Consider the following 24,029-nt stretch of genomic DNA (forward strand, 5'->3'; position numbering starts at 1 on the left):
ATTTAAAAAAGTTTAATATTGAATACAAAAAAATATTTTTGAGCATAATTCTATGAAATTTATTGATGAAGCAATTATTAAAATAAAATCTGGAAATGGAGGAGACGGAATAATAAGTTTTAGACGTGAAAAAAATGCTCCTAAAGGAGGACCAGATGGAGGAGATGGAGGAGATGGAGGAAGTATATGGTTTCAATCTAATAAAAATTTAAATACATTAATTGATTATACGTTTCAAAAAATAATAAAAGCAGAAAATGGAGAATCTGGAAAAAATAGAAAAAAATCTGGAAAAAAAGGAAAAGATAAAATTTTATCAGTTCCTATTGGAACAAAAATAATTAATTGTTATAATAATGAAATTATTAAAGAATTTAAATATGATAAAGAATTATTCCTTTTAATAAAAGGTGGATGGCATGGTTTAGGAAATAATCGATTTAAATCACCTACAAACAGAACCCCAAGAAAAAGATCATTAGGAAAAAAAGGCCAAGAAAAAACAATTAAATTAGAGCTATCTTTACTTGCAGATGTAGGTGTTTTAGGTTTACCTAATGTAGGAAAATCTACTTTTATAAAAAGTATATCTTCTGCAAAACCTAAAATTGGAAATTATTTATTTACTACTTTAATTCCAAGTTTAGGAGTTTTTTTTACAAAATCAAAAAAAAAAATAGTAATTGCAGACATACCAGGAATAATTTCAGGAGCATCAAAAGGAGCAGGATTAGGATTAAAATTTTTAAAACATTTAGAAAAATGCAAAATTTTATTACATATTATTGATTTATCTTTAAATAAATATAAAGAAATTGTTAAAAATATCTTAATTATTACAAAAGAATTAAAATTATATAATAAATCATTATATAAAAAAAAAAGATGGATAGTTTTTAATAAATCAGACTTAATAGAAAAAAATCAAATTAAAATAAAAATAAAAAAAATTTTAAAAAAAGTAAAAAATATCAAAAAATATTATGTAATATCATCTATTACAAAAAATGGAATTAACAATTTATGCAAGGATTTAAGTAAATTAGTATAATATCTTTTTTTATAATATATTTAAAATATATTTTATTTATACAAGTTAAAAATTAACTATAAATACATAAAATTTTGATTATTTAACTTGTATATATATTTTAAAAATTATCGTTTTGAAAATTGCGGCTTACGTCTAGACTTTCTAAAACCAACTTTTTTTCGTTCTACTTGACGAGAGTCTCTAGTTACAAAACCAGATTTTCTTAATTCTTTTAATAAGGTATTATCATATTTTATTAAAGCTCTTGTAATTCCTTGTCTAATTGCCCCTGCTTGTCCAGATATTCCTCCACCTTTAACAGTAATATAAAAATCAAATTTTGAATCCATATTTATTAATTGTAAAGGTTGTTTAATAATCATACAAGCTGTTTTACGACTGAAATATTTTTCTAATTTAATTTTGTTAATAAATATTTTTCCATTTCCGTTTTTTAAAAAAACACGAGCAGAAGAAGATTTTCTTCGACCTGTTCCATAATTTTGAACTATAGTCATTTTTTATATTTACATCCTAATTTTAAATTGTAAGTAAGATAGGTTTTTGTGAATAATGATTATGTACAGAACCACGATAAACTTTTAATTTCTTAAATATTTTTCTTCCTAACGGACCTTTAGGAAGCATACCATAAACAGATTTTTCTATAATTTTTTCTGGATTTTTTTTAATCATTTCTGAAAATTTAATCGTTTTTAAACCACCAATATGTCCAGTATGCCAATGATATAATTTTTGTTTAATTTTTTTTCCTGTTACAGAAATTTTTGATGCATTAAGTACAATAATATAATCTCCAACATCAATATGTGGAGTATATATTTCTTTATGTTTTCCTCTTAAATAATGAGATATAACACTAGATAAACGACCTAATATCTTTCCTGTAGCATCAATATAATACCAATTTTTAACTATATTTTTTGAAGAAACTGAAAAACTTTTTATATTCATATTTATACCTGTTTAATAATTTTTGATTTTATAAAATTTTTCAAAAAAAAACTTTAAAAAATTTTTCATAAAATTTTTTAAAAAATAAAATTAAAAATTCATTATATCAATAAAAATTTTTTACTTTAAATAAAAAAATATACTCTATGAAAAACATAAAAAATAAATATATCATGTATAATACATTACAATCTTATTATTTTGTAATAATTTATTTTTAAAAATTATTAAATAAAATTAAAAATACAAGGAATAAAAAATGAAAATAACAAAAAAAATGTTAATTTTAAGAAAAAAAATAAATAAAATAAATAAATCAATTATAATCCTTTTAAATAAAAGAAATTTAATTTCTGAAAAAATCATTAAAGAAAAAATAAATATCAATTATCCAATAAAAGATACTAAAAGAGAAAAAAAAATTTTTGAAAAAATAATTAATTACAGTAAAAAATATAATTTAAAAAAAAAATATCTAATTAAAATTTTTAAAATTATTATTAAAAACTCTAGAAAAATACAAAAAAAAATAGAAAAAAAAAAAAAATAAAAATAGCTTTTTTAGGACCTAAAGGATCATATTCATATTTAGCGGCTTTAAAATATTCAAAAAAAAAATGTAAAATCTTACATGAAGTACCATGCAAAACTTTTAAAGAAGTTATAAAAAAAATAAATAAAAAAAATGTTTATGCAATTTTACCTATAAAAAATAAAATTTCTGGAATAATAAAAGAAACAAATAATATAATTAAAAAAAATAAAATATATATTTTAGAAAAAATAAAAATTGCTATTAAACACTGTTTAGTTTCAAAAAAAAAAATATCATTAAAAAATATCAATATAATATATAGTCATGCTCAACCTATCAAACAATGTCAATTATTTATTAAAAATTATCCATTTTGGAAAATTAAATATACAAAAAGCTCTTCTCAAGCAATGGAAATTGTTTCTAAAAATAAAAGAAATAATATTGCAGCAATAGGAAATAAAAAATGTAGTTCTTTATATAACTTATATATAATTAAAAAAAACATATCTAATAATATTTATAATAAAACATTATTTTATGTATTATTTAAAAAATAAAAAATATATTAATAAAATTATTCATTTTAAAAAAATTTACATAAAAAAATAAATTCTATTTAAAATAATTTTGAGTAAAAAAAATGTTTAAAAATTTAACTAAATGTTTTTCTACAATTATAAAAAAAATATCTAATAAAGGAAGAATCACTGAAGACAATATTAAACAAACCTTAAGAGAAATAAGAATAGCTTTATTAGAAGCTGATGTGTCTTTATTAGTTATTAAAAAATTTATAAAAAAAATTAAAAAAAAATGCATTGGACATACTATTAATAAACACTTAACACCAGGTCAAGAATTTATAAAAATAGTACAAAAAGAACTAATTTTAATAATTGGAAATAATAATTATAAAATAAAATTTATTCCAAATAAATTATCAATTTTTTTAATAATAGGAATTCAAGGATCAGGAAAAACAACTAGTATAGGAAAACTTTCTAAATTATTTAAAAATAACTATAAAAAAAAAATTTTAGTAGTATCTACAGATATTTATAGAACAGCAGCGATTAAACAATTAAAAATTATATCTTCTCAAATAAAAATAGATTTTTTTAAATCTAACAATACACAAAAACCAATTGATATAGCGCATCAAGCAATAGATTATGCTAAAATAAAAAAATATGACGTTTTATTTATAGATACTGCAGGAAGAATGCATATTGATAAAAAATTAATGAAAGAAATTAAAAATATTCATATTTCAATAAATCCTTTAGAAACAATATTTGTAATTGATTCTATGATAGGTCAAGACTCAATAAATATTATTAAAAAATTTAAAAAATTAATTCCTATTACATCAATTTTCTTAACAAAAATAGATTCTAATACCCGATGCGGAGTTGTATTATCAATTAAATATATTACAAATATTCCCATTACATTTCTTGGAAATGGAGAAAAATTTGATGATATAAAAAAATTTAATTCAAAAAAAATTGCTTCTCAAATTCTTGGAATGAAAAATTCTTTTTCATTAATAAAAAAAATAGAAAAAAATATTGATAAAAAATATTTAAATAATTTAAACAAAAAAATAAAACAAGGTAAAACATTTGATTTAAATGATTTTTTAAAACAAATTTATCAAATGAAAAAAATAGGAGGAATAAAAAAAATTTTAAATAAAATACCTTTAAATAATAATCTTCAAAAAAGTATTTTATTTCAAATGAACGATTCAATATTTATTAAAATAGATTCAATAATTAAATCTATGACAGTACAAGAAAAAAAAAATCCTCAAATAATAAAATATTCAAGAAAAAAAAGAATTTCTTTAGGATCTGGAACAAATATTCAAGATGTTAATACATTATTAAAACAATTTAAATTAATGAAAAAAATGATGAAAAAAATAAAAAATGTAGGAATTATAAAACTTCTACAAAATATAAAAAATATGATTTTATAAAAAAAAATTAAATTAAAATAAAATATCAAGGAAAAATTTAAAATGGTAAAAATACGACTTTCTAGACATGGATCTAAAAAAAAACCGTTTTATAAAATTGTTGTAACTGATAGTAGATCAGCAAGAAATGGTAAATTTATTGAAAAAATCGGATTTTTTAATCCAATATATCATAAAAAAGAAAAATCTTTTTCAATAAATATTGATAAAGTAAAATATTGGACTTCTGTAGGAGCAAAAATTTCAAACAGAATACAAAGTCTAATAAAAAAAAATAAGTAATAATTCATGAATTTAAAAAAAAATAAAATAATAATAATAGGAAAAATATTTAATTTATATGGAATATTAGGTTGGATGAAAATGTTTTCGTTTACTGAAAAAAAAGAAAAAATTTTTCAATATAAACCATTATTATATAAAAATAAAAAAAAAATAAAAAATCTAAAAATAAAATACTGGAAAAATTATAAAAATTATTTTTTAATAAAAATAAAAAATAAAAATAATAGAAACGATGCAAATATTTTAAAAAATAAAGAAATATTTATTTATTCCAAACAATTAAAAAAAGTAAAAAACGAATATTATTGGCATGAAATTATTAATTCTAAAGTTTTTAATATAAATAAAAAATTTTTAGGTAAAGTAAGAGAAATAATATGTACTCCTTCAAATGATATCTTAAAAATTTCTTTAAAAAATGAAAAAAATAAAATTTTAGAAACATTAATTCCATTTATAGAACATAAAGTTATTAAAAAAATATGTTTAAATAAAAAAAAAATTATAGTTAACTGGAAAGGATAAAATTTTTTGATAAATTTTAAAATACTAACAATATTTCCTGAAATGTTTCATTCAATTATAAATTATGGAATTCTTTCAAAATCCATAAAAAAAAAATAATAAAATTAAGTTTTTTAAATATTAGATATTTTAGTGATAAAAAAAACAAAAGTGTAGATGATAGACCTTATGGAGGAGGTCCTGGAATGATAATGAATTTTTATCCTTTAAAAAAGGCTATAGTAAAAGCACAAAAAAATAATAAATATAAAATAATTTATTTATCCCCTCAAGGAAAAAAAATATCTAATTCAAAATTAAAAAAATTAGCTAAAAAAAAATTTATTATATTAATTTGTGGAAGGTATCAAGGAATTGATCAAAGATTTATAAAAAAATATGTTGATGAAGAAATATCTATTGGAGATTACATATTAACTGGAGGAGAATTAGCTGCTATGGTATTAATAGATGGAATATGCAGATTTCTTCCAGGTGTAATAAAAAAAAAAAAATCTCAACATCAAGATTCTTTTTCTAATATGTTATTAGATTATCCTCATTATACCCGACCAAAAATAGTAGAAAATATGAAAGTTCCTAAAATTCTTTTATCAGGACATCATAAAAAAATTAAATTATGGAGATTAAAAGAATCCATTAAAAACACTTTTTTTAAAAAACCTAATTTATTAAAAAAAAAATATTTAAATAATAAAGAAAAAAAAATTCTTAATAAAATACAAAAAAAATATAAAAAAACTTTAAAAAAAAAAGAAAAATTATGAATAATATTATACAAAAAATAGAACAAAAACAAATAAAATCAAATATACCAAAATTTAATTCCGGAGATACAATAGAAGTCCAAGTTTGGGTTATTGAAGGAAAAAAAAAACGTTTACAATCATTTGAAGGTGTAGTTATAGCCATTAAAAATAGATTTTTACAATCTTCTTTTTGTGTAAGAAAAATTTCTAATGGAGAAGGAGTAGAAAGAGTATTTCAAACTCACTCTTGTAATATTGAAAACATTTTTATAAAAAGAAAAGGAAATGTAAGAAAATCAAAATTATATTATTTACGTAAAAGATTTGGAAAATCTGCAAGAATTAAAGAAAAAATTTAATAAAAAATATATTTTTATTTAAATATTACAAATTTTTTTATAAAAAAGCAGTCATAACATCAAGTGTGACTGCATATATTATTATGAAATTATTTTTTTATATAAAAATACATAAAAAATTATTTTGTTCCTCCAACAGTCAATTTATCTATCTTTATTGTTGGTTGCCCTACACAAACTGGAACTTCTTGACCATTTTTAACACATGTTCCAGTTCCATTTTCTATAAATAAATCATTTCCTACCATAGAAATTTTATTCATAATTTCTTTTCCAGATCCAATTAAAGTTACATCTTTAATAGGATATATAATTTTCCCATTTTTAATTAAATAAGCTTCAGAAGTAGAAAAAACAAATTCTCCAGAAGTAATATCTACTTGACCTCCAGTAAAGTTAACAGCATATATTCCATATTCTATACTATCTAAAATTTCTTCTACTGTTGATTTTCCAGGTAACATGTAAGTATTTGTCATTCTAGGCATAGGAAGAGAAGCATAAGATTCTCTTCTACCATTTCCAGTAGAAATAGTATTAGTTAATTTTGCATTAAATTTATCCTGTAAATATTTTTTTAAAATTCCTTTTTTTATTAAAATATTATATTGTCCAGGAGTTCCTTCATCATCAATAGATATCGATCCTCTAAAATTTTTTTTAGTACCATCATCTACTACAGTACATAAATTAGATGCAATTTTTTTATTTATTTTATTACTATAAACAGATAAATTTTTTCTATTAAAATCACCTTCTAATCCATGTCCTACAGCTTCATGTAACAAAACCCCAGGAAATCCTGACCCTAAAACTACAGGAAACATTCCAGATGGAGCTTGTTTAGAAGATAAATTTAGAATAGAAATCCTAGCTGCTTCTTCTGACAATTTTCTTAAATAAGATACTTTATTTTTATTTTCTTCAAAAAAATAATTATATGTTCCTCGAATCCCTCCACTATTTGAACCAATTTCTCGTTTTCCTTGATCCTCTGATAATACACTAACTCTTAAAGAAACTAATGGTCGAATATCTGCAGATAAAACACCATCAGTAGAAGCAACTAAAACATATTCATAAGAACCAGATAAACAAGCACTAACTTTAGATATTCTAGAATCATAATTTTTTGCAAAATTATTTACTTGATGTAATATATCTATTTTTTCTTTATTACTAAAAGTATCTAAGGGATTTTCTAAGTCATAAAAAGATTTATAATTATTTTTTATAAAATTTTTATTTTTATGAGAAGAACTTTTATTAAATATTTTATTCATAGATTTACAAAGTTTTTTTAAACCTAATAAATTAATTTGATCTGTATAAGAAAAACCAGTCATTTCATCTTTAATAATACGTAAACCAATCCCTTCATTAAAACTATAAAAACCATTTTTAATAATCTTATCTTCTAAAATCCAAGATTCATTCATTTTAGACTGAAAATAAATATCAGAATAATCTATTTTTTTTTTAGAAATATCTGATAATATTGAAAAAATTTCATTTACACTAATATTGTTTGAAGTTAAAATTTTATTCTTTACTATATTAAACATATATACTCTCTATCAAAAAAAACATTTTAAAAAACAATTTAAATTTTTTAAAAAATTATTTTTTTTTTAAAAAATTTTTAAATTTAATCTAAAAAAAATTAAATTTTTATTATATATTGAATCTTTTTTCTTATATTGTATAATATAATTTTATAAACGCTATGAAAAATAAAAAATATTAAATATGAAAAAAAAAAATATTTTACTTTTAAATGGACCTAATTTAAATCTTTTAGGTACCAGAGAAAAAAAAATTTATGGAAAAGTCACATTATCACATTTATTAAAAAAATTAATAAAATATAGTAAAAAATTATTCGTAAATCTCACTCATTTACAATCAAATGCTGAACATATTTTAATTGATAAAATACATAACTCAAAAAATAATATAGATTATATTATTATTAATCCTGCTGCTTTTACACATACAAGTATTGCTTTAAGAGATGCTTTTTTAGCAGTAAATATTCCATTTATTGAAGTACATATATCAAATATTTATTCTCGTGAAAATTTTCGATCTCACTCATGGTTATCAGATATTTCTAATGGAGTAATTTGTGGTTTAGGTTTAGATGGTTATAAATGGGCATTAAAAACAGCTATTTTTAGATTAAATAATAAATAAATTTTTAAAAATTTAATATTATTTTTTAATTATTTTAAATTTGAAATTAAATTATTCATATCTTTAGGAAGTTTTGATTTTAAAATTATTTTTTTTTTTGTAATTGGATGAATAAAAATTATTTTATATGCATGCAATGCTTGACGATTAAAATTTTTAATTAATTTAAACGAATTATTGTTTTTTTTTAATTTAAAAAAATTGTTTAAATTACATTTATATTTTTTATCTCCAACTATAGGATGATTAATAGAAAGCATATGCACTCTAATTTGATGAGTTCGTCCAGTTTCTAAACGTAATTTTAAAAATGTTGAATTTTTAAATTTTTTTTTAACTTTATAATGTGTAACAGATTTCTTACCTAAACAATTTATAGTCATACATGTACGTCTATTTTTATTTCTTTGAATAGGAGAATTTACAAATCCTCCATATAACACTTTTCCTAATACAAGCGCTTTATATTTTCTAATAATTTTTCTTAATTTCATCATTTTTTTTAATAAACAATATGAAGAAACAGTTTTTGCTACAATAATTAATCCTGTTGTATCTTTATCTAATCTATGTATAATTCCAGCTCTTGGTAATTTTTTAATATTTTTAAAGTGATAAATTAAACCATTTAATAATGTTCCTTTAAAATTTTTAATTCCTGGATGTACAACTAAAGAAGAAGGTTTATTTATTACTAATAAATATTTATCTTCATATATAATATCTAAAAAAATATCTTCTGGAAAAATGCACTTTTTTTCTATTTTTAATTTAATATTTAAAAAATCACCTTTTTTAATTTTAAAATTTGGAGAATTAACAATAGAATTATTTACATAAAGATAATTTTTTAATATACTTTTTTTAAAATTACTTCTTGAATATTTTGGAAATAATTTAGATAAAACTTTATCTACCCTGCACTTATTAAATTTTTTTTTAGAAATTATTTTTTTTAAAAATACGGTATTATTCATAATAATATATCCTTTTTTTTTAAAAAACATTTATATTTTTTAATTTTAAAAAAAATATTTATATAATTAAAATACAACTATAAAAAATAAAAAAATATTTATTTTTTTTATCTTTAACAAAAGATATAAAAAAATTTAAATTTTTTTAAAAAAATATATTATAACGTACATCTATTTCATATTTATAATAATATATAAATAATGAAAAAATTAAAAAATAATATAAAAATATATAATATAATTATTTGCTGAAATATTTAAAATTATAAAAAATAATATATGGATTAATATGAATTATACAACTGAATATATACGTAAAAAATTTTTAAATTTCTTTTTAAAAAAAGATCATATAATATATCCTGGAAGTTCATTAATAATAGAAAATGATCCATCTATTTTATTTACTAATGCAGGAATGAATCAATTTAAAAATATTTTTTTAGGATATGAAAAACCAATCTATAAAAAAATTTCTAGTATACAAAATTGCCTTAGAACCGGTGGTAAACATAATGATTTAGAAAACGTAGGATATACATCAAGACATCATACATTTTTTGAAATGTTAGGAAATTTTAGCTTTGGATCTTATTTTAAAAAAAAAGCTATTTTATATGCATGGGAATTATTAACTTCAAAAAAATGGTTTAACATAGATGAAAATAAATTGTTAGTTACAGTATATAAAAATGATGAAGAATCATATAAAATTTGGAGAAAAATTATTGGTTTATCAAAAAAAAAAGTTATTAAAATAAAAAATATAAATAACATTAAAAATAAATCAGACAATTTTTGGAAAATGGGAAAATATGGACCATGCGGACCATGTACAGAAATTTTTTACGATTATGGAAAAAAATTTAAAAATAACTCTATTAAATCTAAAAAGATATGTGAACAAAGATATTTAGAAATATGGAATATAGTTTTTATACAATATAACAAACTTCCAAATGGAATATTTGAAAGATTACATACACCTTCTGTAGACACAGGAATGGGATTAGAAAGAATTTCTTCAGTTTTGCAAAATGTAAGATCTAATTATGATATTGATATTTTTAAGAATATAATACAATCTATTATAAAAAATAATAAAATAAAAAATAAAAATAAAAAATCTCTACAAGTTATTTCCGATCATATTCGTTCTAGCGCATTCTTAATTTCAAATAACGTATTACCTTCAAACGAACATAGAGGATATATTTTAAGAAAAATTATTCGAAGAGCAATTAGACATGGTCGCGCGCTTGGAATAAAAGAATGTTTTTTTTATAAATTAGTTCCTACTTTAATAACAAACATGGGAAGTTCAGGAAAAATATTAAGTAATAATAAAAAAAAAATAGAAAAAATTTTAAAAATTGAAGAATTAAAATTTTCTAAAACTTTAAATTATGGATTAAAATTATTAAAATATGAATCAAAAAATTTAAAAAATAAAAAATTAGACGGAAATTTTGTATTTTATTTATATGATACACTAGGATTTCCAATAGATTTAACTAAAGATTTTTGTAAAGAAAAAAAGATAAAAATTGATATTAAAACTTTAAAAAATAAAATAAAAAAAAGAAATAAATTTTCAAAAACTCAAGAAATTTATAAAAATAAAAAAATATTTATAAATATTAAAAAAAAAACTAAATTTATAGGTCATAATTTTAATCAATGTTATAGTATTGTAAAAAAAATTTATAAAAAATATAAATCAATAAAAAAAATTTATAAATTAAATAAAGGAAAAATAATTCTTGATAAAACTCCATTTTATCCAGAATCTGGAGGACAAATTGGAGATGTTGGAATTATAAAATCTAAAAATGGAATTTTTAAAGTAAATAAAACTAAAAAATATGGAAATTTAATTATTCATTATGGAGAAGTAATTTCTGGAAAAATTAAAAAAAATGATATCGTAATTTCAAAAATAAATATTAAAAAAAGAAAATTAATAGAAAAAAATCATACATCTGTTCATTTATTAAATTCTGCATTAAAAATAATTTTAGGTAAAGATATAACACAAAAAGGTTCTTTAATAAAACCATATAAAATAAGATTTGATTTTACTTATTTTAAAAATTTAAATTTTATTAAAATAAATAAAATAGAAAATCTTGTCAACAAATTTATTCGAAAAAATATAAAAATTAAAAAATTTACTACAACATTCAAAAAATCTCAAAAAAAAAAAATTATTTTTTTATCTAATAAAATATATAAAAAAAATGTTAGAGTAATATCTATCAATCCATTTTCTTCAGAATTATGTAATGGAACACATGTAAATAGAACTGGAAAAATTTTAATTTTTAAAATTATTTCTACAAAAAGTATTTCATTTGGAGTTAAAAGAATTACAGCAGTCACATATAAAAAAGCATTTTCATATATTCAAAAAAAAGAAAAAATTATTGAAAAAATTAATAAAATAATAAATTATAAAAATTCAAATTTAATTAACCAAATTAAAAAAATTGTTAAAGAAAAAAAAGAAATAACTACAGAAAATAAAAAAATTATAAAAAAATATATTTATTTAAAAGCAAAAAAAATATCTAAAAAAAATATAATTATAAAAAATAAAAATATTATTTTTAAAATATTAAATAAAGAAAAAAATTCATATATTAAAAAAATAATTGACGAATTACAAAAAAAATTTCAATCTATTATTATAGTTTTAATTAATATTAATAAAAAAATTATTTTTACTATAAAAATTAGCAAAAATTTAACTTCTATTATACAAGCAAACAAATTACTTTTATTAATTTTAAAAAAAATTAATGGAAAAGGCGGAGGTAACAAAAATATTGCAGAAGGAGTTGGAAGTTTTTATAAACTTGATAAAAAAAAAATAAATCAAATAAAAAAAATTATTTTTAATATCATTCAAAATAGTTAAATTATTATAAATTTTATGAAAATTTTTTGCAGTACCTAAAAAATTATACGGAACTATATAAAAAAATCTTTTTAAGGAAAAAAAATGCTAATTTTAACAAGAAGAGTAGGAGAAACACTAGTTATAGGAGATGAAATTACAATAACAGTGTTAGGAGTAAAAGGAAATCAAGTTAGAATAGGAGTAAATGCTCCAAAAAAAATATCTGTTCATAGAGAAGAAATATATCAAAAAATACAAGCTGAAAAAAAAATCAATAAAAATACAACATAATATAAAAAAATTTTTTATTAATTTTTTAAAATCTTAATATATTTTATGAAACAATTAAAAAACAAAAAAAAAAATATAAAATTGACTTTTAAAAACAAAAAAGTATACTATAAAAATAGTAAAATAAAAAGTTTTTTTAAGATAAAATATTTAAAGTGAGATGGCCGAGTGGTTTAAGGCGCTCCCCTGCTAAGGGAGTATGTATTTAATATGCATCGAGGGTTCGAATCCCTCTCTCATTAATTTTTTAAAATTTATAAAATATTTTTAAAATAAAAAACATCCGTAGCTCAGTTGGATAGAGCACTCGGCTACGAACCGAGAGGTCGTGGGTTCAAATCCTACCGGATGTATTAAAAAATACTAAAAAAAAATAAATAAAAAATAAAAATAAAATATCAAATTTTTGTATATTAAAAATAATTAAATAAAAAACATTTTAAATATAAATAAATTAAAAAAAATAAAAATTTTACTATGAAAAAAAATATTAAAAGAATGCCAAGAATTTATATAAATGATGAAATTAAAGTTAATAAAGAAATTTCTATTACAGATGAAAAAAAACATTATCTTTTTTCAGTAATGAGAATTAAAATAAAAGATAAAATAAATATTTTTAATAATACAAATTATGTATTTACAGCAAAAATAATAAATTTAAAAAAAAAAAAAGTTATTGTAAGAATTATAAACAAAAAAAAAAAAGATAATGAATCTTTTTTAAAAATAAATTTAGGTCAATCTATTTCTAGAAACAAAAGTATGTCATGGATTATACAAAAATCTTCTGAACTAGGAGTACACTCTATAACCCCTTTAATATGTAAAAATTCTTATTTAAAATATAATAAAAATAGTATTATAAAAAAAATTAAAAAATGGAAAAAAATATCTATTTCTGCAAGTGAACAATGTGAAAGAAATTTAATAACTAAAATTCTTTACCCAAAAAAACTAAAAAATTGGATTAATTCTTTAAATTCTGGAAAAAAAATTATATTCACTCCAAATAAAATATCAAATAAAATAAAAACATTAAAAAAAAATTTTAATATAATAAATATTTTAATTGGATCAGAAAAAGGATTTTCAAAAAAAGAAATTAAATTATGTTTAAAAAATAAATTTATTCATATGAATTTAGGAAATAGAATTTTAAGAACTGAAACAGCATGTTTAACAGCTATTTCTATTTTACAATATAAATATGGAGATTTAAATATTTTCAATTAAATTTTATATTTTATTAAAAAAATACTTAATAAAAATTTATTTTTTTCTAAAAAAAATAAACTTTTAATCTATTTTATTTCGATTAATCACTTTTATTTTATTTTTTTTTCCAATTAATAAAATGTCAGGTTTTCTTTGAGAAAAAATACCTACTGAAACTACTCCAGGTATATTATTAATTTTTTTTTCTATATATTTAGGATTTAATATAAATAAATTGCTAATATCTAATATATAATTATGATTATCTGTAATTAAATTTTTTCTTTTTTTAACTTCTCCTCCTAATTTCTTTAATTGTTTTTTAACAAATTTATATGCCATAGGTATAACTTCTACAGGTAATGGAAATTTTCCTAAAACATTAACTTGTTTTGTTTCATCTATAATACAAATAAATTTTTGAGCCGCAGAAGCTATAATTTTTTCTCTAGTTAAAGCAGCTCCTCCACCTTTTATCATTTCCATATTTTTATTAATTTCATCTGCACTATCAATATATAAAGATAAAAAATTAATTTCATTTAATTTAAAAATTTTTATTCCATATTTTTTTAAAATTTTTGTTGTTTGATGTGAAGAAGATACAACACCTTTTATTTTGTTTTTAATATTTTTTAAATATTTAATAAAATAAGAAATAGTAGATCCTGTACCAATCCCAATAATTTCTTGATAAGGAATTAATTTTAAAGCTTCAATAGCTACTTTTTTTTTTAATTTTTTTAACTTCATAAATTTAATACCACTTTATTTAAATAAATTAAATAATCTGGGGTACCTGGATTCGAACCAGGGATGTCGGTATCAAAAACCGATGCCTTAACCTCTTGGCTATACCCCAAAAAAAAAATATAAAAAAATAAAAATAACATTATACGGAAGGCGAGATTTGAACTCGCAAACCTAAAAAGGCGCCAGAACCTAAATCTGGTGCGTCTACCAATTTCGCCACTTCCGCGAATAAATTTTTAAATATTATTTTTTTAAAAAATTTAATTTATAGCTATGATGGGAATCGAACCCATAACCTCAGCGTTATGAGTGCTGCGCTCTAACCAAATGAGCTACATAGCTAAAAATTTAAAATAATTTAAAAAACAAAATAAAAAAAAATGAAAAATTTTAAATTTTTTTTATATTAATATAAACACTTAAAATTTTTTCTAAAAAATATAAAAATAAACTATTTTTAAATTTTTATTTTTATAAATTTTTACTTTAATTTAAAGTTTTAAAATTATATCATAGAAAAAATAAAAATTCTATAAAGAAAAATTTTTTAAAAAACATATTTTTTAAAAAAAAAGGAAAAATAATGTTTAATAATACAAAAAACTTTATATTAAAAATAATAAAAAAAGACCTAGAAAAAAAAAAATATAAAAAAATACGTACTCGATTTCCTCCAGAACCTAATGGTTTTCTTCATATTGGACACGCTAAAGCAATTTGTTTAAATTTTGAAATTGCAAATCTATACAATGGAAAATGTAACTTAAGATTTGATGATACAAATCCTTCTACAGAAAAAAAAAATTATATTAAACATATAAAAAAAAATATTAAATGGATGGGTTATAAATGGAATAAAAAAAGTTTTTATTCTTCTCAATATTTTTCAAAATTATATAAATATGCTATTCAACTTATTAAAAAAAAATTAGCATATGTCGATAATTTATCTAAAAAAGAAATAAAAGAATATAGAGGAACATTAACAAAAAAAGGAATAAATAGCCCTTATAGAAATCGTTCAAAAAAAGAAAATTTATATTTATTTAAAAAAATGAAAAAAGGAAAGTTTAAAGATGGAGAAGTATGTCTTCGTGCAAAAATTAATATGAAATCATCAAATATAACTATGCGCGATCCAGTATTATATAGAATTAAAAATGTTTTACATTATCGTACAAAAAATAAATGGTGTATATACCCAACATATGATTTTAGTCACTGTATTTCAGATTTTATTGAAGGTATCACACATTCTTTATGTTCTTTAGAATTTACAAATAATAAAGAATTATATGAATGGATATTAAAAAATATTAATGTTAATTATTATCCTAAACAATATGAATTTTCTAGATTAAATTTAGAATATACAGTTCTTTCAAAAAGAAAATTAAAAATTTTAGTTAAAGATAACATTGTTGAAGGATGGAACGATCCAAGAATGCCAACCATATCTGGTTTTAAAAGACGCGGATATACTCCTCAATCTATTAAAAATTTTTGTAAAAAAATTGGAATCTCTAAAAAAAATAATTTAATTGAAATTTCATTACTAGAACATTGTATAAGAAGCAATTTAAATTTAACATCTCCACGATTTATGGCTGTTCTTAATCCAATAAAAATAATAATAACTAATCTCTCTGAAAACTACAATGAAAAAATAATAGTTCAAAACCATCCTACATTAAAAAATATGGGAACACATAAAATTTATTTTAATAAAATTATATATATTGATAAATTTGATTTTAAAGAAAATTTTAACTCAAAATATAGAAGATTATCTATAAATAAAGAAGTAAGACTTCGACATGCATATGTTATTAAAGCAAAAAAAATTGAAAAAAATAAAAAAGGAGAAATAAAAAAAATATTCTGTACATATGATAAAAATACATTAGGTAAAAATCCTAAAGATAGAAAAATAAAAGGAGTAATACATTGGATTTCAAAAAAATATTCAATTCCTGCAAAATTTCAATTATTTAAACCAATATTTACTATCCCTAATCCAGAAATTAAGAAAAATTTTTTAAAATATATTAATAAAAAATCAATACAAATAAAAAAAGGATTTATAGAAAAAAACTTTATACATAAAAATAAATTTAAATTCTGTCAATTTGAAAGAACAGGATATTTCATAATTGATAAACAAAAAACAAAAAAAAATAAAAAAATAACTTTTAATGAAACTGTTTCTTTAAAAGAAAAAAACTATTAAAAAATATATTATTATAAATAATAAAAAAAAATAAAAAATAATAAAAATGCTATAATAAAATTATTTAAAAAAATACTATAAAAAATTTATAAATATTTTATTAAAAATAATTTTAAAAAATTTTAATTTTTTTAAATTAAAAAAATTTTAAGGAAATTTAAAACATGTCAAAAATTACAAAAATATGGAGTCGAGAAATTATTGATTCGAGAGGACGACCTACAATAGAAACCGAAGTACATACTAAAAGCGGAAATATTGGAATAGCCTCAGTCCCATCTGGAGCTTCTAAAGGATCTAAAGAAGCTGTAGAACTAAGAGATAAAGAAAAAAATAGATTTTTTGGAGAAGGTGTTAAAAAATCTGTTAATTTAATAAACAATTTTATTTGTAATCACTTAATAAAAAAAGATTCAATAAATCAGAAAATAATTGATAAAACAATGATTGAGCTTGATGGTACAGAGAATAAATCTTTTTTAGGAGCAAATACAATTTTATCAATATCTTTAGCCAATGCTAAAGCAGCAGCAATGTCAAAAAAAATTCCTTTATTCCAACATATTTCTAATTTAAATAATTCTCCAAATAAATATTCTATGCCATTACCTATGATGAATATTATTAATGGAGGAAAACACTCTAATAATAATATTGATATACAAGAATTTATGATACAACCAATATCTGCAAAAAATTTTAAACATGCAGTTCAAATTGGTTGTGAAATATTTCATAATTTATCAAAAATATTAAAACACAAAAATATGAGTACATCTGTAGGAGATGAAGGTGGATATTCTCCTAATTTAAATTCTAATGAAGAAGCAATTCTTTTAATATTAGAAGCAATTAAAAAATCTGGTTATATTGCTGGAAAAGACATTACACTTGCAATAGATTGTGCTGCTTCAGAATTATATAATAAAGAAACTAAAAAATATCATTTAAAAGGAGAAAAAAAATTTTATAATTCAATAGAATTTACACAATATTTAAAAAATTTAACTAAAAAATATCCTATCGTATCTATTGAAGATGGGCAAGATGAATCAGATTGGAAAGGTTTTTTAAATCAAACTAATATTTTAGGAAAAAAAATTCAAATAGTTGGAGACGATTTGTTTGTAACTAATAGAAAAATTCTAAAAAATGGTATTAAAAAAAAAATTGCTAATTCTATTTTAATAAAACCTAATCAAATTGGAACATTAACAGAAACTATAAAAACTATACAATTAGCAAAAAAAGAAAATTATAACGTAATTATTTCTCATCGTTCAGGTGAAACTGAAGATGTTACTATTTCTGATTTAGCTGTAGGAACATCTGCAGGTCAAATAAAAACAGGATCCTTAAGTAGAACTGATAGAATTGCAAAATATAATCAATTAATAAGAATAGAAGAAAAAATAGGTTCTTCCAACGCTCCATATTATGGATTTAAAGAACTAACAATTAAAAAAAAATAATTATTTAAAAAATAGTAGTAAAATAACATATTTATTAAAAATATTCTATTTTACTACATAAATTTTTTATAAATAACTCTTTTTTTTTTATTTTTATTAAAAAAAATTTAAATTAATACATTATTATAAAAAATTATTAATAAAATTATGAAAAAATATAAAAAAAAATTATTAATTATAGTAGATGGAAATAATTACTTATATAGATCATATTTTGCTTTTAAAAATTTAAAAAACAAAAAAGGTGAATCCGTAGGAGCAATATATGGTTTTTTAATAATGTTAAAAAAAGTTTTTAACGAATATAATCCAACAAAAATAATTATAGTATTTGATCATCCAAAAATTAATTTTAGAAAAAAAATTTATAAAAATTATAAATCTAATCGACCTAAAATACCAAAAAAATTAAAAAAACAAATAAAAACTATTACAAAAATTATAAAACATATTGGAATTCCTATATTAAAAATACCTGGATTTGAAGCTGATGATATAATAGGTACTTTATCTATAATAAACAATAATTCGAAACAAAAAATACTAATATTAACTAATGATAAAGATATGACTCAATTAATTAATAAAAATGTAAAAATACTTAACAGTAATGAACAAATTATAGGAAAAAAAGAAGTTAAAAAAAAATATGGAGTTTCCCCTAAATTAATTAAATATTTTTTAGCTATAGTTGGAGATCGTTCAGATAATATTCCTGGAATACCTGGAATTGGAATAAAAACTGCTCAAAAAATTTTAAAAGTTTTTAAATCATTAAAAGAAATCTATAATAACTTAGAAAAATTAAAATTTATAAATATTAGAAATTCAAAAAAACTTGAAAACATATTTAAAAAAAATAAAAAAATTGCATTTCTTTCATATTCTTTATCAAAAATAAAAATTAATATTAAACTGAAAACATTAAAAAAAAAATTTAAATTAAAAAAACCAAATTTAAAAAAAATTTTTGAATACTTTAAAAAAAACGATTTTAAAAAACTAAAAAAATCTTTTAAAAAATCTTATTGGTTTCAAAATTTACTAAATAAAAATAATATATATAAAAATATAAAATCAAAAATTTAAAAATAATTTTTTTAAAATATAAAATTTAAATTAAATACAATCTATAAAAAAATTTATAAACTATTTATATATAAATTATTAATTTTATTTTTAAGTTTTGAAATACCAATTTTTTTTAAAGAAGAAAAAACTTGAATATCAGCTTTTATATTTAAAGATAATATTTTTTTTTTTGCTAAAATATATTTTTCTTTTTTTAAAAAATTATTAATTTTATCGGATTTATTTAATAAAATAATTATTTTTATTTTTTTTTTTTTAATAATATGAAGCATCTTTAAATCTATTTTTTTAAAAAAAAAATTAATATCAACTAATATAATAACTCCTATTAAACATTTTCTATATAATAAATATTTTTTTATTTCTTTTATCCATTTTAATTTAAACTGTTTAGAAAATTTAGAATATCCATATCCTGGCAAATCTATAATTCTAAAACTGTTATTAATTTGAAAAAAATTAATTAATTGTGTGCTTCCAGGAAATTTACTAACTCGAGATATTTTTTTTTTATTAAACAAAACATTAATTAATGTAGATTTTCCAGTATTTGAATATCCAATTAATGCAATTTCTGAACCAAAATTAATGTCTATATCTTTTACATATGAAAAACTTTTTAAAAAAGAAATTGAATTAAAATTTAATAATTTCATAAAAATCCTATTAAAATAATAAAATATAAAAATTAATAAAAATAAATTAAATAGAACTTACATAAAAAAAAAATTATAAAAAACTGTTAAATTTTTATGAATGTATTATTATAAACAAATATTTAAAAAAAACGAGCGCTTTTAAAAAATATATTTTTTATTTTTAAAAATAAAACTAATTTAAAAACTTAATAAAACATAAAAAATATAAAGGAATAAAAAAAATGAATAAAAAAATTAGAAACATTGCAATTATTGCTCATGTAGATCATGGTAAAACTACTTTAGTTGATCAATTATTACAACAATCAGGAATATTTAAAAATCATGAAGAAAAAAAAGAAAGAGTAATGGATAGTAATGATTTAGAAAAAGAACGAGGTATTACAATCACTTCTAAAAATACTTCTATAATTTGGAATAAATATAAAATAAATATTGTAGATACTCCTGGTCATGCTGATTTTGGAGGAGAAGTTGAACGCGTTTTATCTATGGTAGATTCTGTTTTATTAGTAGTTGATGCTCTTGATGGACCTATGCCTCAAACAAGATTTGTTACAGAAAAATCTTTTAAACATAATATTAATCCAATTCTAGTCGTAAATAAAATTGATAGAGCAAATGCGAGACCAGATTGGGTAGTAGATCAAATTTTTGATTTATTTATTAATTTAAATGCAACTGATAAACAATTAGATTTTCCTATAATTTATACATCAGCTTTATTAGGAAAATCTGGCTATGATTATAAAAAATTAAAAAATAATATGACTCCTTTATTTCAATCTATAATTAAACATACTCCAGCTCCAAAAAATAATATTGATAAAAAATTTAAAATGCAAATATCACAATTAGATTATGATAATTATCTTGGTGTTGTTGGAATAGGAAGAATTCAATCAGGATCAATAAAACCAAATACAAAAATAAAAGTTATAAATCATAAAAATAAGAAATATTTTGGAAAAACAAATAAAATATTAACATATTTTGGATTAAAAAAAATCGAATCTACTTTGTCAGTTTCAGGAGATATAATTGCAATTACAGGAATTGAAAATATTAAAATTTCTGACACAATATGTGATATTGAAAATAATATTCCGCTTCCTAAACTAAAAATAGATGAACCTACTGTAAAAATGTTTTTTTCAGTTAATTCTTCACCTTTTTCTGGAAAAGAAGGAAAATATATTACTTCAAGACATATTTTAGAAAGATTAAACAAAGAAAAAATACATAATGTAGCTTTAAAAGTCGAAGAAACTCAAGATTCTAGCGTTTTTTGTGTATCAGGTCGTGGAGAATTACACTTATCTATTTTAATAGAAAACATGAGAAGAGAAGGATATGAATTAGAAGTTTCTAGACCAAAAGTAATATTTAAAAAAATAAATAATATAGAACAAGAACCTTTTGAAAATGTTATTTTAGATATTGAAGAAAAAAATCAAGGAGTGATAATGCAATATTTAGGAGAAAGAAAAGGAGAACTTAAAAACATGATTTCAGATAATAAAGGAAGAGTAAGATTAGAATATATATTATCTAGTAGAGCTTTAATTGGATTTCGTTCGGAACTAATTAATATAACATCTGGAACAGGTTTATTTTTTTCATCATTTAGTCACTATGAAAAATTATCAAAAATAAAAGTAGGACAAAGACGAAATGGAGTTTTAATATCTAATAATACAGGAAATGCAGTTGCTTTTGCTTTATATAATTTACAAGATAGAGGAAAATTATTCCTTGGTCATGGTTCACAAGTATACCAAGGACAAATAATAGGAATGCATAGCAAATCCAACGATTTAACAGTAAACTGTTTATCTGGAAAAAAACTAACAAATATGAGAGCTTCAGGAACTGATGAAGCTATTAATTTAGTTAAACCAATAAATTTTACTTTAGAACAAGCAATTAGTTTTATAAATGATGATGAATTAATAGAAATTACACCAAAATCAATACGTTTAAGAAAAAAACTTTTAACAGAAAATGAAAGAAAATGTGCATATAGAAAAAAAACTATATAATTATTTCTTTAATAAATTTTTAATTAAATATTTATATTTAATATTTTGATAATAAGTTAATAATCTAGAAGATTGTATAATAGATTTTAAATTAGAAATTGAATAATTAAAATTATCATTAATTATTAAATAATCATATTCTAAATAATGACTTATTTCTAAAAAAAAATTTTTCATTCTTTTTAATATAATTGATTCTTTATCTTGATTTCTTTTATATAATCTATTTAACAATTCTTTTTTAGAAGGAGGTAATAAAAAAATACTTTTTGAATTTGGAAAAAATTTTTTAATTTGAATAGAGCCTTGCCAATCTATATCTAATAAAATATCTTTACCTTGAGATAAAACTAATTCTGTTTTTTTTAAAGAAGTACCATAATAATTATTAAAAACTTTTGCGTATTCTAAAAATTTTTTTTTTTTAATCATTAATTGAAACTTTTTTTTAGAAACAAAATAATAATCAATTCCATTCCTTTCTCTAGGACGCATAATTCGTGTAGTAAAAGAAATAGACTTTTTAATTTGAAAAGATCGTTCTTTTTTTAAAAATGCTTTTATCAAACTTGATTTTCCTGTACCGCTAGGAGCAGAAATAATAAAAATTTGTCCTATATTAATCATAATATATTTTATACTCAAAAAAATATTGAAAATTTAAAAAATAAATTTTTAAAATTTCAATAATATAAAAAATTAAAAAAATTTTAAAAATATAAATTTAATTTATCAAATTATACTAAATTTTTAAAATTTATATTGTTAATCCTATAAATATAATTTTTTTTAAAAAAACGATTTAATACTACTTGTGCATAAATAATATTTTTTTTTACCTTTACTGAAGATAATAAAATTCCTTTTTTAACCCAAGAATTTTTAATTTTTACATAAACAAAATCTCCAGAAGAAAAATTATTATATAAAAAATTACAATAAAGTATACATAATTTTTTTTTATTAAGATTTTTATATTTAATTTTAGCTATTTGTTCTTGACCAATATAACATCCTTTTTTAAAATTTAACGCATTTTTAAATTTATGTAAATTTATTTCTTGTGGAAAAAAAAGTAATGAAGTTTGTTTTTCAATAATTGGAGTATTTTCTATAATATTTATTAATAACCATTCTTGTTTATCATTAATAAAATTTAATTTTTTAAATTTTTCTTCAAAAAAACAAATTTTTTTTTGAGGTATAATTAATAAAAATTTTTTTATTAAAGAATTAAAATAAATAATAGTAATATCTTTTATATGAACAACAACGTTTTTTTTATTCGGTAAAATATCAAAAATTTTTTTTAATTTTTGTTCTGAACTAAAACCAGAAATTCCTAATAAAGAAAATTTTTTAATTTTTTTAATTTTTATATCAAAAAATATAGAATAATTTTTCATAAATTGTATTTGTTTTTTGCATATACTTTTTCTTAAAATATAAAAATAGCTATTTTTTTTTTTAAAAATAAATAAAGTGCTTAAAATTTTTCCTTTAAAATTACAATGTCCGCAAAAAATATATTTATTATTTTTTAATATATTTATATCTGAAGTAATTTGATTTTGTAAAAATTTTTTTTTATCTTTTCCTGTAACTTTAACTAAACTCCATTCATCTAAAAAAGACATAGAAAGAATTTTTTTTTTTAAAAAGAATTTTTTCATAAAATTTTATAAAACATAATAATTTTTTTAATATTTAAAATATCATACACTTAAAAAATTAAATAATACAATATTA

Annotated in this window: 23 protein-coding genes, 5 tRNA genes and 1 pseudogene; 18 read left to right on the forward strand and 11 right to left on the reverse strand. The window is 18.8% G+C overall.

Annotation, left to right across the window (positions count from 1 at the left end; translation table 11 throughout):
* The first annotated feature begins 52 nt into the window (after positions 1-52).
* Positions 53-1,051 carry an Obg family GTPase CgtA gene (gene cgtA, locus AB4W45_RS01405; RefSeq protein WP_367671079.1) on the forward strand — a complete coding sequence of 333 codons (999 nt, stop codon included), beginning with the start codon at positions 53-55 and terminating at the stop codon, positions 1,049-1,051.
* 107 nt (positions 1,052-1,158) lie between these two features.
* Here the strand turns inward: cgtA and rpsI are convergent, their stop codons facing one another.
* Positions 1,159-1,551, reverse strand: a complete 393-nt coding sequence (gene rpsI, locus AB4W45_RS01410) for a 30S ribosomal protein S9 (RefSeq protein ID WP_367671080.1) — start codon at positions 1,549-1,551, stop codon at positions 1,159-1,161.
* A gap of 22 nt (positions 1,552-1,573) precedes the next feature.
* Positions 1,574-2,002, reverse strand: coding sequence for a 50S ribosomal protein L13 (gene rplM, locus AB4W45_RS01415; RefSeq protein ID WP_367671511.1), 429 nt, complete (start codon positions 2,000-2,002; stop codon positions 1,574-1,576).
* Positions 2,003-2,267: 265 nt separating this feature from the next.
* Here rplM and AB4W45_RS01420 point away from each other — a divergent pair, with 265 nt between their 5' ends.
* From AB4W45_RS01420 to rplS, 7 genes and pseudogenes are all read left to right on the forward strand, one after another.
* The gene (locus AB4W45_RS01420) at positions 2,268-2,558 is read left to right on the forward strand and encodes a chorismate mutase (RefSeq protein ID WP_367671081.1); all 291 of its coding nucleotides are present in this window, start codon (positions 2,268-2,270) and stop codon (positions 2,556-2,558) included.
* A gap of 2 nt (positions 2,559-2,560) precedes the next feature.
* The gene (locus AB4W45_RS01425; RefSeq protein ID WP_367671513.1) at positions 2,561-3,103 is read left to right on the forward strand and encodes a prephenate dehydratase domain-containing protein; all 543 of its coding nucleotides are present in this window, start codon (positions 2,561-2,563) and stop codon (positions 3,101-3,103) included.
* A gap of 83 nt (positions 3,104-3,186) precedes the next feature.
* Entirely contained in the window at positions 3,187-4,530 is a 1,344-nt protein-coding gene (gene ffh, locus AB4W45_RS01430) for a signal recognition particle protein (protein ID WP_367671082.1), read from the forward strand.
* Positions 4,531-4,572: 42 nt separating this feature from the next.
* Positions 4,573-4,812 (forward strand): 30S ribosomal protein S16, encoded by a 240-nt coding sequence (gene rpsP, locus AB4W45_RS01435; protein WP_367671083.1) that lies wholly within the window; start codon positions 4,573-4,575, stop codon positions 4,810-4,812.
* 6 nt (positions 4,813-4,818) lie between these two features.
* Positions 4,819-5,340, forward strand: coding sequence for a ribosome maturation factor RimM (rimM, locus tag AB4W45_RS01440; RefSeq protein ID WP_367671084.1), 522 nt, complete (start codon positions 4,819-4,821; stop codon positions 5,338-5,340).
* Between the two features lie 42 nt (positions 5,341-5,382).
* A pseudogene (gene trmD, locus AB4W45_RS01445) lies at positions 5,383-6,107 on the forward strand (tRNA (guanosine(37)-N1)-methyltransferase TrmD).
* Positions 6,104-6,448, forward strand: coding sequence for a 50S ribosomal protein L19 (gene rplS, locus AB4W45_RS01450; RefSeq protein ID WP_367671085.1), 345 nt, complete (start codon positions 6,104-6,106; stop codon positions 6,446-6,448). Before trmD ends, rplS begins: the two are co-directional and overlap by 4 nt.
* Before the next feature lie 119 nt (positions 6,449-6,567).
* Here rplS and tldD read toward each other — a convergent pair whose 3' ends face one another.
* A complete protein-coding gene (gene tldD / locus AB4W45_RS01455; RefSeq protein ID WP_367671086.1) occupies positions 6,568-8,013 on the reverse strand; it encodes a metalloprotease TldD in 1,446 nt (481 codons plus the stop codon).
* A 184-nt stretch (positions 8,014-8,197) separates the two neighbouring features.
* Here tldD and aroQ point away from each other — a divergent pair, with 184 nt between their 5' ends.
* The gene (aroQ, locus tag AB4W45_RS01460; RefSeq protein WP_367671087.1) at positions 8,198-8,644 is read left to right on the forward strand and encodes a type II 3-dehydroquinate dehydratase; all 447 of its coding nucleotides are present in this window, start codon (positions 8,198-8,200) and stop codon (positions 8,642-8,644) included.
* A 29-nt stretch (positions 8,645-8,673) separates the two neighbouring features.
* Here aroQ and AB4W45_RS01465 read toward each other — a convergent pair whose 3' ends face one another.
* Complete coding sequence (locus tag AB4W45_RS01465) at positions 8,674-9,621, reverse strand: RluA family pseudouridine synthase (RefSeq protein ID WP_367671088.1); 948 nt, start codon at positions 9,619-9,621, stop codon at positions 8,674-8,676.
* Between the two features lie 289 nt (positions 9,622-9,910).
* On the opposite strand from AB4W45_RS01465, the gene alaS reads away from it, so the two are divergent.
* The 5 genes from alaS (at position 9,911) to AB4W45_RS01490 (ending at position 14,050) form a co-directional block, all read left to right on the forward strand.
* Positions 9,911-12,541 carry an alanine--tRNA ligase gene (gene alaS, locus AB4W45_RS01470; RefSeq protein ID WP_367671089.1) on the forward strand — a complete coding sequence of 877 codons (2,631 nt, stop codon included), beginning with the start codon at positions 9,911-9,913 and terminating at the stop codon, positions 12,539-12,541.
* Between the two features lie 84 nt (positions 12,542-12,625).
* The gene (gene csrA / locus AB4W45_RS01475) at positions 12,626-12,814 is read left to right on the forward strand and encodes a carbon storage regulator CsrA (protein WP_367671090.1); all 189 of its coding nucleotides are present in this window, start codon (positions 12,626-12,628) and stop codon (positions 12,812-12,814) included.
* Positions 12,815-12,968: 154 nt separating this feature from the next.
* Positions 12,969-13,056 (forward strand) — tRNA-Ser (locus AB4W45_RS01480).
* Positions 13,057-13,093: 37 nt separating this feature from the next.
* Positions 13,094-13,167 (forward strand) — tRNA-Arg (locus tag AB4W45_RS01485).
* A gap of 124 nt (positions 13,168-13,291) precedes the next feature.
* Entirely contained in the window at positions 13,292-14,050 is a 759-nt protein-coding gene (locus AB4W45_RS01490; protein WP_367671091.1) for a 16S rRNA (uracil(1498)-N(3))-methyltransferase, read from the forward strand.
* A gap of 63 nt (positions 14,051-14,113) precedes the next feature.
* Here AB4W45_RS01490 and rpiA read toward each other — a convergent pair whose 3' ends face one another.
* The 4 genes from rpiA to AB4W45_RS01510 all read right to left on the reverse strand — a co-directional run bounded on the left by rpiA (position 14,114) and on the right by AB4W45_RS01510 (position 15,127).
* Positions 14,114-14,785 carry a ribose-5-phosphate isomerase RpiA gene (gene rpiA, locus AB4W45_RS01495; protein ID WP_367671092.1) on the reverse strand — a complete coding sequence of 224 codons (672 nt, stop codon included), beginning with the start codon at positions 14,783-14,785 and terminating at the stop codon, positions 14,114-14,116.
* A 37-nt stretch (positions 14,786-14,822) separates the two neighbouring features.
* Positions 14,823-14,894: transfer RNA gene (locus AB4W45_RS01500), tRNA-Gln, on the reverse strand.
* A 33-nt stretch (positions 14,895-14,927) separates the two neighbouring features.
* Positions 14,928-15,011 (reverse strand) — tRNA-Leu (locus tag AB4W45_RS01505).
* 42 nt (positions 15,012-15,053) lie between these two features.
* Positions 15,054-15,127, reverse strand: a tRNA-Met gene (locus AB4W45_RS01510).
* A 241-nt stretch (positions 15,128-15,368) separates the two neighbouring features.
* Here AB4W45_RS01510 and AB4W45_RS01515 point away from each other — a divergent pair.
* From AB4W45_RS01515 to AB4W45_RS01525, 3 genes are all read left to right on the forward strand, one after another.
* Positions 15,369-17,015, forward strand: a complete 1,647-nt coding sequence (locus AB4W45_RS01515; RefSeq protein ID WP_367671093.1) for a glutamine--tRNA ligase/YqeY domain fusion protein — start codon at positions 15,369-15,371, stop codon at positions 17,013-17,015.
* 164 nt (positions 17,016-17,179) lie between these two features.
* Positions 17,180-18,487, forward strand: coding sequence for a phosphopyruvate hydratase (eno, locus tag AB4W45_RS01520; RefSeq protein WP_367671094.1), 1,308 nt, complete (start codon positions 17,180-17,182; stop codon positions 18,485-18,487).
* A 147-nt stretch (positions 18,488-18,634) separates the two neighbouring features.
* Positions 18,635-19,576: a 5'-3' exonuclease H3TH domain-containing protein gene (locus AB4W45_RS01525; RefSeq protein WP_367671095.1), complete on the forward strand. Its 942-nt coding sequence runs from the start codon at positions 18,635-18,637 to the stop codon at positions 19,574-19,576.
* A 53-nt stretch (positions 19,577-19,629) separates the two neighbouring features.
* Here the strand turns inward: AB4W45_RS01525 and yihA are convergent, their stop codons facing one another.
* Positions 19,630-20,235 carry a ribosome biogenesis GTP-binding protein YihA/YsxC gene (gene yihA, locus AB4W45_RS01530; RefSeq protein ID WP_367671096.1) on the reverse strand — a complete coding sequence of 202 codons (606 nt, stop codon included), beginning with the start codon at positions 20,233-20,235 and terminating at the stop codon, positions 19,630-19,632.
* Between the two features lie 224 nt (positions 20,236-20,459).
* Here yihA and typA point away from each other — a divergent pair, with 224 nt between their 5' ends.
* Positions 20,460-22,280 carry a translational GTPase TypA gene (gene typA / locus AB4W45_RS01535; protein ID WP_367671097.1) on the forward strand — a complete coding sequence of 607 codons (1,821 nt, stop codon included), beginning with the start codon at positions 20,460-20,462 and terminating at the stop codon, positions 22,278-22,280.
* Here the strand turns inward: typA and gmk are convergent, their stop codons facing one another.
* On the reverse strand, positions 22,281-22,907 hold the full coding sequence (gene gmk / locus AB4W45_RS01540; RefSeq protein ID WP_367671098.1) for a guanylate kinase: 627 nt from the start codon (positions 22,905-22,907) through the stop codon (positions 22,281-22,283).
* A 110-nt stretch (positions 22,908-23,017) separates the two neighbouring features.
* Positions 23,018-23,953: a tRNA-modifying protein YgfZ gene (ygfZ, locus tag AB4W45_RS01545; protein WP_367671099.1), complete on the reverse strand. Its 936-nt coding sequence runs from the start codon at positions 23,951-23,953 to the stop codon at positions 23,018-23,020.
* Between the last annotated feature and the right edge of the window lie 76 nt (positions 23,954-24,029).

It is taken from the genome of Buchnera aphidicola (Periphyllus testudinaceus), from assembly GCF_964059035.1.
Taxonomy (GTDB): domain Bacteria; phylum Pseudomonadota; class Gammaproteobacteria; order Enterobacterales; family Enterobacteriaceae; genus Buchnera_J; species Buchnera_J aphidicola_BN.

Bases quoted from the DNA above. Each gene is read 5' to 3' on its own strand.
- yihA (WP_367671096.1), bottom strand. From the start codon at position 20,235: ATGAAATTATTAAATTTTAATTCAATTTCTTTTTTAAAAAGTTTTTCA.
- AB4W45_RS01515 (WP_367671093.1), top strand. From the start codon at position 15,369: ATGTTTAATAATACAAAAAACTTTATATTAAAAATAATAAAAAAAGAC.
- rpiA (WP_367671092.1), bottom strand. From the start codon at position 14,785: ATGAAGTTAAAAAAATTAAAAAAAAAAGTAGCTATTGAAGCTTTAAAA.
- eno (WP_367671094.1), top strand. From the start codon at position 17,180: ATGTCAAAAATTACAAAAATATGGAGTCGAGAAATTATTGATTCGAGA.
- rpsI (WP_367671080.1), bottom strand. From the start codon at position 1,551: ATGACTATAGTTCAAAATTATGGAACAGGTCGAAGAAAATCTTCTTCT.
- rplS (WP_367671085.1), top strand. From the start codon at position 6,104: ATGAATAATATTATACAAAAAATAGAACAAAAACAAATAAAATCAAAT.
- aroQ (WP_367671087.1), top strand. From the start codon at position 8,198: ATGAAAAAAAAAAATATTTTACTTTTAAATGGACCTAATTTAAATCTT.
- AB4W45_RS01420 (WP_367671081.1), top strand. From the start codon at position 2,268: ATGAAAATAACAAAAAAAATGTTAATTTTAAGAAAAAAAATAAATAAA.
- ygfZ (WP_367671099.1), bottom strand. From the start codon at position 23,953: ATGAAAAAATTCTTTTTAAAAAAAAAAATTCTTTCTATGTCTTTTTTA.
- cgtA (WP_367671079.1), top strand. From the start codon at position 53: ATGAAATTTATTGATGAAGCAATTATTAAAATAAAATCTGGAAATGGA.
- AB4W45_RS01465 (WP_367671088.1), bottom strand. From the start codon at position 9,621: ATGAATAATACCGTATTTTTAAAAAAAATAATTTCTAAAAAAAAATTT.
- gmk (WP_367671098.1), bottom strand. From the start codon at position 22,907: ATGATTAATATAGGACAAATTTTTATTATTTCTGCTCCTAGCGGTACA.
- ffh (WP_367671082.1), top strand. From the start codon at position 3,187: ATGTTTAAAAATTTAACTAAATGTTTTTCTACAATTATAAAAAAAATA.
- typA (WP_367671097.1), top strand. From the start codon at position 20,460: ATGAATAAAAAAATTAGAAACATTGCAATTATTGCTCATGTAGATCAT.
- csrA (WP_367671090.1), top strand. From the start codon at position 12,626: ATGCTAATTTTAACAAGAAGAGTAGGAGAAACACTAGTTATAGGAGAT.
- rpsP (WP_367671083.1), top strand. From the start codon at position 4,573: ATGGTAAAAATACGACTTTCTAGACATGGATCTAAAAAAAAACCGTTT.
- rimM (WP_367671084.1), top strand. From the start codon at position 4,819: ATGAATTTAAAAAAAAATAAAATAATAATAATAGGAAAAATATTTAAT.
- tldD (WP_367671086.1), bottom strand. From the start codon at position 8,013: ATGTTTAATATAGTAAAGAATAAAATTTTAACTTCAAACAATATTAGT.
- AB4W45_RS01525 (WP_367671095.1), top strand. From the start codon at position 18,635: ATGAAAAAATATAAAAAAAAATTATTAATTATAGTAGATGGAAATAAT.
- alaS (WP_367671089.1), top strand. From the start codon at position 9,911: ATGAATTATACAACTGAATATATACGTAAAAAATTTTTAAATTTCTTT.
- AB4W45_RS01490 (WP_367671091.1), top strand. From the start codon at position 13,292: ATGAAAAAAAATATTAAAAGAATGCCAAGAATTTATATAAATGATGAA.